The 11,893-nt window shown below is 38.3% G+C and carries 10 protein-coding genes and 2 tRNA genes; 6 read left to right on the forward strand and 6 right to left on the reverse strand.

Translation table 11 applies throughout. The annotated features are described in order from the left end of the window. Positions 1-19 precede the first annotated feature (19 nt). The gene (locus tag AC30SF_RS05635) at positions 20-412 is read right to left on the reverse strand and encodes a hypothetical protein (protein ID WP_489607838.1); all 393 of its coding nucleotides are present in this window, start codon (positions 410-412) and stop codon (positions 20-22) included. Next, positions 413-922 (reverse strand): helix-turn-helix domain-containing protein, encoded by a 510-nt coding sequence (locus tag AC30SF_RS05640; RefSeq protein ID WP_489607839.1) that lies wholly within the window; start codon positions 920-922, stop codon positions 413-415. A gap of 110 nt (positions 923-1,032) precedes the next feature. Between AC30SF_RS05640 and AC30SF_RS05645 the strand changes: the two genes are divergently transcribed. The 4 genes from AC30SF_RS05645 to AC30SF_RS05660 all read left to right on the forward strand — a co-directional run bounded on the left by AC30SF_RS05645 (position 1,033) and on the right by AC30SF_RS05660 (position 2,747). Then, entirely contained in the window at positions 1,033-1,224 is a 192-nt protein-coding gene (locus AC30SF_RS05645; RefSeq protein ID WP_489607840.1) for a DNA-binding protein, read from the forward strand. Positions 1,225-1,308: 84 nt separating this feature from the next. Continuing rightward, positions 1,309-1,461, forward strand: coding sequence for a hypothetical protein (locus tag AC30SF_RS05650; protein WP_489607841.1), 153 nt, complete (start codon positions 1,309-1,311; stop codon positions 1,459-1,461). Beyond that, positions 1,458-1,757, forward strand: coding sequence for an IclR family transcriptional regulator (locus tag AC30SF_RS05655; RefSeq protein WP_489607842.1), 300 nt, complete (start codon positions 1,458-1,460; stop codon positions 1,755-1,757). The genes AC30SF_RS05650 and AC30SF_RS05655 overlap by 4 nt, the downstream gene beginning before the upstream one ends. Before the next feature lie 9 nt (positions 1,758-1,766). Beyond that, a complete protein-coding gene (locus AC30SF_RS05660; protein ID WP_489607843.1) occupies positions 1,767-2,747 on the forward strand; it encodes a hypothetical protein in 981 nt (326 codons plus the stop codon). Positions 2,748-3,399: 652 nt separating this feature from the next. Here the strand turns inward: AC30SF_RS05660 and AC30SF_RS05665 are convergent. Further along, entirely contained in the window at positions 3,400-6,768 is a 3,369-nt protein-coding gene (locus AC30SF_RS05665; RefSeq protein WP_489607844.1) for a calcium-binding protein, read from the reverse strand. A gap of 400 nt (positions 6,769-7,168) precedes the next feature. Between AC30SF_RS05665 and AC30SF_RS05670 the strand changes: the two genes are divergently transcribed. Both AC30SF_RS05670 and AC30SF_RS05675 read left to right on the forward strand, forming a co-directional pair. Beyond that, positions 7,169-9,301 carry a type I secretion system permease/ATPase gene (locus AC30SF_RS05670; protein ID WP_314401733.1) on the forward strand — a complete coding sequence of 711 codons (2,133 nt, stop codon included), beginning with the start codon at positions 7,169-7,171 and terminating at the stop codon, positions 9,299-9,301. Between the two features lie 2 nt (positions 9,302-9,303). Further along, a complete protein-coding gene (locus tag AC30SF_RS05675) occupies positions 9,304-10,731 on the forward strand; it encodes an HlyD family type I secretion periplasmic adaptor subunit (RefSeq protein ID WP_489607845.1) in 1,428 nt (475 codons plus the stop codon). Positions 10,732-10,840: 109 nt separating this feature from the next. On the opposite strand, the gene AC30SF_RS05680 is transcribed toward AC30SF_RS05675, so the two are convergent. From AC30SF_RS05680 to dnaQ, 3 genes are all read right to left on the reverse strand, one after another. Further along, positions 10,841-10,917: transfer RNA gene (locus AC30SF_RS05680), tRNA-Asp, on the reverse strand. 22 nt (positions 10,918-10,939) lie between these two features. Next, positions 10,940-11,016: transfer RNA gene (locus AC30SF_RS05685), tRNA-Asp, on the reverse strand. Between the two features lie 94 nt (positions 11,017-11,110). Then, positions 11,111-11,875 (reverse strand): DNA polymerase III subunit epsilon, encoded by a 765-nt coding sequence (dnaQ, locus tag AC30SF_RS05690; protein WP_489607846.1) that lies wholly within the window; start codon positions 11,873-11,875, stop codon positions 11,111-11,113. Positions 11,876-11,893 lie beyond the last annotated feature (18 nt).

Consider the following 11,893-nt stretch of genomic DNA (forward strand, 5'->3'; position numbering starts at 1 on the left):
TGGTTTCCTTAATAATAAATTACTGTTGTTCTGCTGTTTTTAGCCACATGAAAAGCCATAGCAGACCGCCGAAAAAGAACCATGTCATTTCGGGCGAATGAAAGTATTGTGAACCGATATAGCTAATCACAATACTTAATACAAAACCTACTAAGCCAATTAAAGAGCAAAAGCCTTTTTGTTTTTCTCGCTCACGTTGCTCTGCAATCTGTTCTTGCTCATTGAAATACTGCTTAATCCCAAAGGTGCATTTGCCGTTGTAGCAGTATTCATTGAAACGGTAGCTTTCGCCACCGCATTGCGGGCAAATCACAATATGCGGGCTTTTTTTATCAATTTCTTTTTCTGGCTGATGGAAGTGGGCTTCATTGATGTTGTTAAGCTGCTCAACATTGTCAATTTTAAAATCCATTTATTTCCCTTTCTTAAAATGAATACCACCTTCAAGGTGTTCGATGTTGTTTTGTTGTTCAACATTGCCTATGTGCATTTTTGTAGCGGAATTGCCTTGTGTTGTGTTAGCCTTCGCCGCCATTTTGGCAACATTCAAAATCGTTTCTTTGCCTTCCTTATCAGCGGTGCGGAAATACTGCAACAAGAGATTTTCGGCGGGCATTAAATTTTCCATTGGGCGTTCAGGGTCAAAGCGAGGTTCGTCCAACGATGGCATATCTTTCAACATTTCCTGCGCAATGGCTTCATAGGTTTCATGGCGATACCCAAGCAAAATGTAATCTATATCAAGGTTCAGATCAGGACGTTTTGCCATTAGAGCAAAGAGTTCTTTTTCAGGGAAGCTATTTCTAGTTTTTCTTGCACTAAATGCCTTTACTCCCAACCCAAGTATCTCAGCCACATCTTTATCATCTTCTAAATTTAGCTCGTTTTTTAAGCGAAGCAGCTTTTCTTTGAAAGAATCCATAAACCCCCTCTTGCAATTCTTCAAATATAGAATTATTCTATAAATGTAGATTTTAAAATATACTACTGATGTAATTATATCATATAGCAACCACTAACAAGGAGATTTAAATGAATGCGATTAAAACTGCACAACAGGTGAAAGATGAGCTTGTTAGCCAAGTGATCACTATCAAACAATGGACGGAAGCACACGGTTATGACCCTCTATTTGTGTATGTCATTTTAGATGATCGGATTAAAGGTAAGCGTGGCAAATCCCATGAAATCGCCGTGAAACTCGGCTTAAAAGCGGTGGCTTAAACACGCAACCCACCCTTTAACAATTTGGAAAAAACAGCGAAAAATCTAACCGCTCTTTATTTTAGAAAATAATAGGAGAACAAGATGAAACTGTTAAACAGACTAATGAGTTACCTACTCAGAAAACAAGGTTACAAAGTAATTGACCCAATTACCCAAATTGATTTATCCACGCCTGCTTTTATGCGCAACCCCGAAGCAGTGGCACGGTTGAAAGAGAAAGGATTTTTACAATGAAAGAAAAAATTAACGGCACGCAGCGTGCGTTGCAGATTTTAAAAGCCCTAAAAGGGCGAACGATGGACGGCTTAAGCAATAAGGATTTGTGCGAAGTGATTGATGAAACACCGGTGAATATCACCCGCGCTAGGGCGATTTTAGAAAGCGAAGGCTTTTTGCGCAAATTGCCCACCGGCAACTGGACGCTCAGTTTTGCCCTGCTGAACCTTGCGGTGTGTTATGAACAGGATATGCAGGCAGTGAATGAGCGATTTAATGAAATGCGCCACCATGTAGCAACAGGCGGTTTTTAGGAGTAAGCGATGACAGACTTAAGATTAAGTGAACAACAAGATGCGGTGGTAATGGCAAGCCAAGCGATGACACAGAATTTGGCGGAAGCCCACCAAGCGATGGGGATGATTAAAGCATTTGGATTTATGGAAAAATTGCTTACGGTAAGCAATTTAAAGGTACTAAGTGAAATCAAGAACTCTAAGAAATACAATGATTTAAGCTATGTCGGTGGAGATAGTTCACTGCTTACGGTAACCACTTGGGAAGAATTTTGTGGAGCTTGTAATTTATCCCACAAGCACGTTGATGAAAATCTGAGAAACCTATCATCACTCGGCGAAGACTTCCTAGAAACCAGCCAACGCCTCGGCTTAGGCTACCGCGAAATGCAAAAACTTCGCCAACTGCCCGAAGAGGCACGAGCGGAAATTGTGGACGCGGATTATTCAGACACCACCGATAAGGAAGAATTGATTGAGAAAATCGAAGACTTGACCGCCCAACACGCGAAGGAAAAAGAAGCCTTACAAGCCCAACTCAAACGCAAGTCGGACGATTATGAAGCGCAGGCGAAAATGATTGCCACCCCAAATGAGCGAATTAACCATTTAGATTTGGAACTGGCAAAGAAAACCAAAGCGATTGAAACCCAAACGCCTGAACAACGCGGTGGTGTATTACGTGAAGAAGCGGCTGAGATTTCTTACAAAGCGGAAGCAGTGCTACGCGGGCAGGTGTGGACACCCTTTGAAGCCTTAACCGCTCACACGGAAGCCACAGGCATTGACCACAAGCAGTTTATGAGTGGTGTGCTTACCGAATATCAGTTGATTTTGTCGGAACTCAAAGAACGCTTCGGGTTGGATGATACACCAAGCGGCGAAGCCTTACCTGAGTGGGCGCGAGAAGATTATCAGCCTGACGGCAAGTTAGATGAAAGTGTAACGAGCATTTTGGACGAGATTGAGCGTGATGCTCACATTCAAGATGCGGAAGTGGTGGGTTAAGAAAATGCAATGGCAAGATTACCGAGCGTTCTCGCCCAATATGCCGAGCGTGTGGAGAAAGCAGGCTTTGGCGAGAAGGAAAAAATTATTGAAGAAGGCTGTGCGCTCACATTTAGTGACATTACCACTAGAGCCGGGTCGGACTAGCAACCGCCGCAAAAATCCACCGCACTTTTTAATGAAACCAACTTTAAAAAAGGAGTTTAGCAGAGAGCGGCGGTTGATGTGAGCATTAATCACAATAATAAGTACGAGGACAATATGGTGTACAAATTCGAGAGATAATTACTCAGATTAAGTCATTAAATTTCACGTAGCGTTACATCTAAAAAGAGAGAGTTTCATAACACTCTCTTTTTTGTAATTGCGTTTCAATATATGTACATTTATTGCGTCAAATGAGATAGATTTATTGCGCGCGGCATCAGCACGAATAAAAGACGTTAATAAACTAATTTAGTTTGAAAAGTGCGGTGGTTTTGGTGGGTGTTTTTATGCGTTTAATGAATTTGGTGAGTTATATTTTCGTGCATCAAGATGCACGCTACGGTCTCAATGTAGCGTGCAACCTGTTGCATAAATCATGGCATGGATAAAATAACAACATCATGTTTTACATGCTTCGTTAGGCTTTATTCCACGCCCGATTTCATCATCCCCAATAACTTGACACGGCAATCTTGTCCAAATACGTCTGCACTTCATTACTCGGCATTCGAGTAATGTCTCCGCTGTGTTCTCTCTCAAAACCTGCCATGGCTTCAATTAATTTATCCAACTGCGATAAATTTAAGCTTTTGCCATCGGCCAGTTGAATTTGCTCCACTTGGTAATATTCATGTGCATACCAATCTTTTATGGTGAGACTCTCTTTTCCATGCCATTCTTTGATGGTTAAATCGTCTCCTTGTCGGCTGAACCATAACTCGTCCGGGCGGTTGATATGTTCGAACAAGATGCGGTCTTGTTTGCCACTTTGATAGGTGTCATATTCACTGATAACATCTTGTCCGTGGCCTTTGGCAAAAATATAGGTGTCCGCACCGTAGCTGCCGTCAAGCACGTCATTGCCTTTGCCGCCGATTAAGGTGTCGTCACCGTCATGGGCATAAATCCGGTCATTGCCATCACCTCCATGAATCACCGCATTGCTGTCCCAATCTTGAATTTCATCGTCACCATCCGTTCCCATTAATGGTATGCCAATCGTTTTGAGTTCAGCCAAGCTTAATGTGCGGTCGGCAAATTGGAAATTTTCGATTTGATAGTAATCGTCATAGTAAAAATTCCGGATAGTAATTCGATCGTTGCCGTGGTAGCCGAACAGGATTAAGTCATCATTTTCACGACGGAAGCGCACATCGTTGTAATTCACATCGGTGAAACGTAGCGTATCTTGTTTGCCACTTTGATAGGTGTCATATTCGGTGATAACATCTTGTCCGTGACCTTTGGCAAAAATATAGGTGTCTGCGCCGTAGCTGCCGTCAAGCACGTCGTTGCCTTTGCCTCCGGTGAAAAACGAGACTTCGTTTTCATCATGAGCATCGGTTAATTCGTCATCTCCCTCCGTACCGACAAAATTAATGCCCTCTCGGCGCATATCTTCTAAACTTAATGTGCGGTCGGCAAATTGGAAAGTTTCGATTTGGTAGTAATCGTTGTTGTAAAAATTCCGGATAGTAATTCGATCGTTGCCATGGTAACCGAACAGGATTAAGTCATTATTTTCACGACGGAAGCGCACATCGTTGTAATTCACGTCGGTGAAACGTAGCGTGTCTTGTTTGCCACTTTGATAGGTGTCATATTCACTGATAACGTCTTGTCCGTGGCCTTTGGCAAAAATATAGGTGTCTGCGCCGTAACTACCGTCAAGCACGTCGTTGCCTTTGCCGCCGATTAAGGTGTCGTCACCGTCATGGGCATAAATCCGGTCATTGCCATCACCACCATGAATCACCGCATTGCTGTCCCAATCTTGAATTTCATCGTCACCATCCGTTCCCATTAATGGTATGCCAATCGTTTTGAGTTCAGCCAAGCTTAATGTGCGGTCGGCAAATTGGAAATTTTCGATTTGATAGTAATCGTCATAGTAAAAATTCCGGATAGTAATTCGATCGTTGCCGTGGTAGCCGAACAGGATTAAGTCATCATTTTCACGACGGAAGCGCACATCGTTGTAATTCACGTCGGTAAAACGTAGCGTATCTTGTTTGCCACTTTGATAGGTGTCATATTCACTGATAACATCTTGTCCGTGACCTTTGGTAAAAATATAGGTGTCTGCGCCTAATTTCCCTTCTAGAGTATCTTTTCCACGAGAGGCAATAAACACATCATCCTGATCGCTACCTACTAAAATATCATTGATAGAAGTACCTGTAATAACATTGGAATGAATTAAAGATGCGACTTCTTTATTATTTGAGGATAGATATTCTAAATTTTTATTTACCACTTGAAGATAATTAAGATTATATGCACCCAAATTATTAACTATAGAAAGTATGCGATTAGCCTCAATAAAATTATTTGCTTTTATTAATTCAGTAACTTTATTATTAAATCTACTCCAATCAAACTCTAACTCCCCACTGTTTTTATTAATTAAAAAACTATCCATGGAAAATACTTCTTTATATATTGTTTTCGATTCTATTTGCGCAAGTACATAATCTGTAAACTTCTTAAATTCAAGCTCTAATACTGCAGCAGAATTTCTATTAGGATTTGGCTCATTTCCTTGTCTAAATTCCCTGCCAGTTAATAATTCCAATACAGCGAATTTTCTTGCATCAAAATATCCACCTCGACTATCAGACGCAAGTTGTGCAACACCAGCCCATTCATAAACTAATTCATTAATTAGGTAAGATCTATCTTCTAAATTAGAATCAATATATTCTTGAATTACATGTTTTAAGATCTTATTTTTCTCCATTGCAGAATGTAAGTCTAATAAATTACCAAAAGCAATAACATTCGGCATGGATTTTATTTCATCACTAATAGTAATTTCTTCTCGAGAATAAGCTTTTGCTGTATTCACATCAAACCATACATCAGCAATTTCAGACTTTCTTCCATCTTTCCAAGAGACTGAGGAACGTTGACGATGATGATTTCCACTCTCATCGATATGATCAGTATTATTATATGATAAATTGATACTTTTAATGCCAGACTCAGATAATTTAACTAACTCTCCCGCTTCCGAAATTCCATTTTGATTACGATCAAACCATAATTGTAACTTAAACCATGCTTCATCTTTTTCATCAAAGATATTATCTTGGTTACTATCTAATTCCGCTAACGCAGCAAAACCATTTTCCGCTTTTTTACCAGAAGATAAGCGTGTATGATTTCCAAACAATTCATTACCAGAATCAATCACACCATTATTATCTCTATCCCAAACTAAGAAAGCATCACCTTTATCCACCCACCCTGTACTTTCTGCAAATAAATTATTATCCAAATCAAAGAAAACATTTTTATTAATTGAAATAGTTTTAATACCATTGTCATCCATATCAATAATTAATGGACAAGATGCATTTTCTCCCGGCTTCATATCAGGGCTACCACTACCAGGAGGAATAAGATCACCAAGAGGTATATGGGGAGGATTAACACAGCCATCACTTCCTTTATATTTCATTGCATCATATAGTGTAACAGCCAGTCCACTTACTGCAAAAACCGCCATTGCAGGCGTTATACCAAGCAAACCTGCAACCCCTCCCAAAATAGCAAAGAGATCACTCGCAGTTAATTTCCCGCTCCTACCAACATTAATCGCCGCTCCTGCTGTCGTCAATATATTACCACCTATTCTTCCTAGTGTAGATTTACTAAAAGAACCACCTATAAAACTTACAAGTGAAGATCCACTAGAAATTCCAACAGAAATACTATCGCTTTCTTTACAACTTCCTACAATTCCTGTCTTAACAACCCCCTTTAGAGCACCTATATTTCCCAGGAATTTTGCAATTAATGCCTCTTTCATAAGTTTTCCTCAATCTACTAAGTAGATAGTTATAGTATGACAACAATAAAACCTAAGTTTTAACATTAACATCTAGCTAATAAAATCCCAAAATAATTTTATTTAAATTGTGATAAAGATCACATTTATTTTTATAATTCTTTGCAATAGATACCTAATAGTAAACTTACCATTGCATAAGATATACTCTTTACTTGTTATACTTTAATGATACTAAATACTATTTCTAAATATCTTTTAGTAGATATGAGATACTAGCCATAAAAAGCAAAAATTACTCAAATTTTAAAATTTCAATTAAAAATGTGATCAGTATCACATAATATAGTATTCTCTAAATACTTACTTAGCGATATAATAAGCAAAATTATATTGTCTAGTTTTAATATTATCTACATATATGAAAGACACATCTGCATTAAAAGACGTTGCTTTACACGCTTTAGTTTTACTAGCTCGGTTTCATGGTATCGCTGTTAATCCTATGGATATTCAGCATCAATTTGATCCTCAAGGGACAGGATTGGACGTAATTAATTGGCAGCGAGCAGCTAAATCTCTTGGACTAAAAGTGCGGTTAATTCATAAAGAGATTTCTCGCTTGCCATTTGTTTCATTACCTGTGTTAGTTTGGGATGATAAGGAAAATAAACATTTTATTCTTGCCGGTATAGATAAAAAACAAGATAAATACCTTATTCATGATTTAGAAATAGAACAACCTAAAACATTATCTCAGCAAGAATTCAAACAGCGTTACTCTGGACAGATTATTGTTGTTGCTTCTCGGGCTTCTGTTTTAGGTCATTTATCTAAATTTGATTTCACATGGTTTATTCCTGCTATTATTAAATATCGCCATATTTTTATTGAAGTTATTATCGTTTCATTAGTTCTTCAATTACTCGCGCTCATTACACCTCTCTTTTTCCAAGTTGTTATGGATAAAGTATTGGTCCATCAGGGCTTCAATACATTAAATGTTATTGCTATTGCACTTTTTATCATTGTTATTTTCGAGATTATATTAGGTGGATTGCGAACTTATATTTTTTCCCATACAACAAGTAGGATGGATGTAGAATTAGGCGATAATCTATTTCGACATCTATTAAAATTACCATTGGCCTATTTTGAAAATCGACGTATAGGAGAAACAGTTGCTAGAGTTCGTGAATTAGAACAAATACGAAATTTTCTCACAGGTCAGGCATTAACTTCTTTATTAGACTTATGCTTTTCATTTATCTTCCTAACAGTAATGTGGTTTTATAGTAGTACATTGACAATCGTCGTACTCTGCTCTATTCCTTGTTATATTGCTTGGTCTTTAATTATTACGCCTATTTTACGTAAGAAATTAAATGATAAATTTGCACGTAATGCAGATAATCAAGCATTTTTAGTAGAATCTATTACAGCAATGAATATGATTAAATCTACCGCAGTTTCTCCACAAATGATAGCACATTGGGATAAACAATTAAGCGGTTATGTCAGTGCCGGATTTAGTGTTTCCAAAACTGCAATGATAGGAAGTCAAGGGGTTCAATTAATCCAAAAATTAGTGATGGTTATTAATCTTTGGTTAGGTGCTAATTTAGTCATTAGTGGTGATTTAAGTATCGGGCAACTTATTGCCTTTAACATGCTTGCTGGACAAGTTACAGCACCAGTTATCCGATTAGCTCAGCTTTGGCAAGATTTTCAACAAGTCGGGATTTCCGTAGAACGTTTAGGCGATATTCTTAATGCAATCACAGAAACGCCCAAAAGTCGTCTAGCATTACCAGAAATTAAAGGTCAAATTGATTTTGAGAATATAAGTTTTAAATATAAACCTGAAGGGAAATATATTCTGTCCAATATATCCTTTTCGATTCCTGCAGGAAATATTATCGGAATCGTTGGTCGTTCTGGTTCAGGGAAAAGTACAATAGCTAAATTAGTTCAGCGTTTATATATTCCGACGTCCGGCCAAATTCGTATTGATGGACAAGATATTTCACTTGCAGATCCAAATTGGTTACGAAGACAAATTGGTGTGGTATTGCAAGAAAATATTTTACTAAATCGCAGTATACGAGATAATATTGCCTTATCCGATCCTGGCATGCCTATGGAAAGAGTATTGTATGCAGCAAAACTTGCCGGTGCCCATGATTTTATTATGGAGCTAAGTGAAGGCTATGATACTCTCGTCGGAGAGCAAGGTACTGGTTTATCGGGGGGACAGCGGCAACGAATTGCAATAGCAAGAGCATTAGTCAATAATCCTCGTATTCTCATTTTTGATGAGGCAACTAGCGCTCTTGATTATGAATCTGAACATATTATTATGAAAAATATGAAGGCAATTTGTAAAAATAGAACAGTAATTATTATTGCCCATCGCCTTTCAACCGTGCAAATAGCAGATAATATTCTCGTGTTGGATAAAGGTAAAATCGCTGAATTTGGTACATCGGATGAACTGCTCAGTAATCCTGAGGGATTGTACTATTATCTTCATCAATTACAGAGCACGAGGTAAACATGGGAATTTATTGTGATGGAATAAAAATATTTTTCAGTCGATATATTCGATATTTTTATAAAGTTTGGAAAATACGTTCCGAACTAACACCTGCCGTGCGTAATAAGGATGAGTACGAATTTTTACCGGCACATTTAGAATTAATAGAAAAGCCTATTTCTCCCCTACCTAAATGGACGAGTAGAATCATTATACTATTAATTCTCATTACGATTTTTTGGTCAATCTTAGGCAAAGTAGATATTGTTTCTGTTGCTAGTGGGAAATTAGCTTATAGTGGAAAGAGCAAAACAATTCAACCTATTGAAACTGCTATGGTAAAAAAGATTTTTGTTCAAGAGGGACAAAAAGTTGAACAAGGTCAGATATTGCTTGAATTAACCGCATTAGGGGCTAAAGAAGATCAAGACAAATCACGACAATCTTTACAACTAGCATTACTGGCTCAAGCAAGAGCAAGAGCATTGTTAAAGGCCATTGAGCAAGATAAATTACCTGAGCTTACTTTACCAGAAGAAATTCCACAAGATAATAAAGATGTGCTACAGGCACAGCAACTCATTAATGAACAATTTAATACTTATCGCTCACAAAAAAGACAGATGGAGGCCCAATTTAATCAAAAACAAGCTCAGTTGAATTCAATTCAAGCACAAATTACAAAGTATGAAAATCTTTCTAAAGTAGAAACCGAGCGTTTTAAGGACCTTCACTCTCTTTATAAGATTAAAGCTATTTCTAAACATGAGTACTTTACACAAGAAATGAAATTGAATGAAGCCAATAATGAACTAAATTCGCAACGAAGTCATTTAAAAGAAATTGAAGCCTCAATTGAGCAAACTCGAGAAGAAAATGATCTGCTTAGCTATACTTTTAAACGAGATACACAAGAAGCCTTACGTCAAGCGAATGAACAAGTGGAAAACCTTAAATTCGAATTAGAAAAAACTTCACAGCGCTATGGAACAACAGAAATAAAATCACCTGTTACCGGCACAGTGCAGCAACTGAGTATCCATACCATAGGCGGTGTCGTCACTGCAGCACAACCATTAATGGTAGTAGTTCCCCAGGAAGATAAATTAGAAGTCAATGCTCTAATTAGCAACAAGGATGTTGGTTTTGTTCGACCAGGTCAGAAAGTTGTTATTAAATTAGAGGCATTTCCTTATACTCGTTACGGATACATTACTGGTATGGTAAAGTCAATTAGCTTTGATGCTATTGAAAATGACAAACTCGGACTCGTTTTTTCAGCTATTGTAGAAATGGACAAAGATTACTTAATATATGAAGATCAAAAAATTAATTTAACAGCAGGTATGAGCGTATCCGCTGAAATAAAAACAGGTACAAGAAAGGTAATTAGTTATTTATTAAGTCCATTACAAAGTACCTTAGATGAAAGTTTTAGAGAAAGATAATGTACGACTAGGTCATTGATTTTGTAAAATTTTAACAAAAAATAGCTTGCTATTTTAAAACATAAATTAATGAATAGATAATTTTTGAATTTGGGATCTATTTAAGAAGTGGCGGAACGGACGGGACTCGAACCCGCGACCCCCTGCGTGACAGGCAGGTATTCTAACCAGCTGAACTACCGCTCCGAATTAGAATTGAGATAAAAATTGGCGGAATGGACGGGACTCGAACCCGCGACCCCCTGCGTGACAGGCAGGTATTCTAACCAGCTGAACTACCACTCCGCACAGGTGAGGTGCATAATAATGTTGAAGGATAGCAACGTCAACTCTTTTTTGTTTTTTTCCGTCTGTTTGTCTAATCAGTGAACGATTCTTTTTACTGCAAGGTTTCCTCTTTTGTGCGGTGATCCCACAAGCAATTTTCTTTGCTTTTTTTGTTAATTAATTTGAGATATTCCAAATGGGCTGACAGTTCTTCTTCTGTCGGTGTAAGCAAGCGTAAATGATGCGAAAAAGCCACCGCACTTTTTACCTGCTGATCCGTTACCACTTGTGGAATGACATCCGCTTCGTTTTCATCAAATAAACTGGTTTGCCCGCCGGTCATGGCAAGGTAAACGTCTGCTAAAATTTCCGCATCCAACAACGCGCCGTGCAAGGTGCGCTTACTGTTATCAATGCCTAAGCGGGAACATAATGCGTCCAAATTGTTCTTTTTGCCGGGATACATTTGGCGCGCCATCACCAAGGTGTCGGTGACCGTGCAAATATCGTTGGTTTTTATCGGTAAATTCAGCTTACGAAATTCATAATCCATAAAGCCCACATCGAAGGGCGCATTATGGATCAATAACTCAGCACCTTTGATGTATTCAATAAATTCATTCGCGACTTGGCTAAAATCCGGTTTGTCCGCCAACATTTCATCAGTAATGCCATGCACTTTAATCGCATCGGGATCGACCGGCCGATCAGGTTTAATATAAATGTGGAAATTATTGCCGGTGTAACGACGGTTAATTAGTTCCACCGCACCGATTTCAATAATGCAGTGGCCTTCATAGTGAGCGCCTAATTGATTCATACCGGTGGTTTCCGTATCCAGTACGATCTGGCGATTTGGATGGGGTTGAATACTCATATCTTGACTTTTTATCCG

The sequence above is a fragment of the Aggregatibacter valvarum genome (assembly GCF_980468985.1).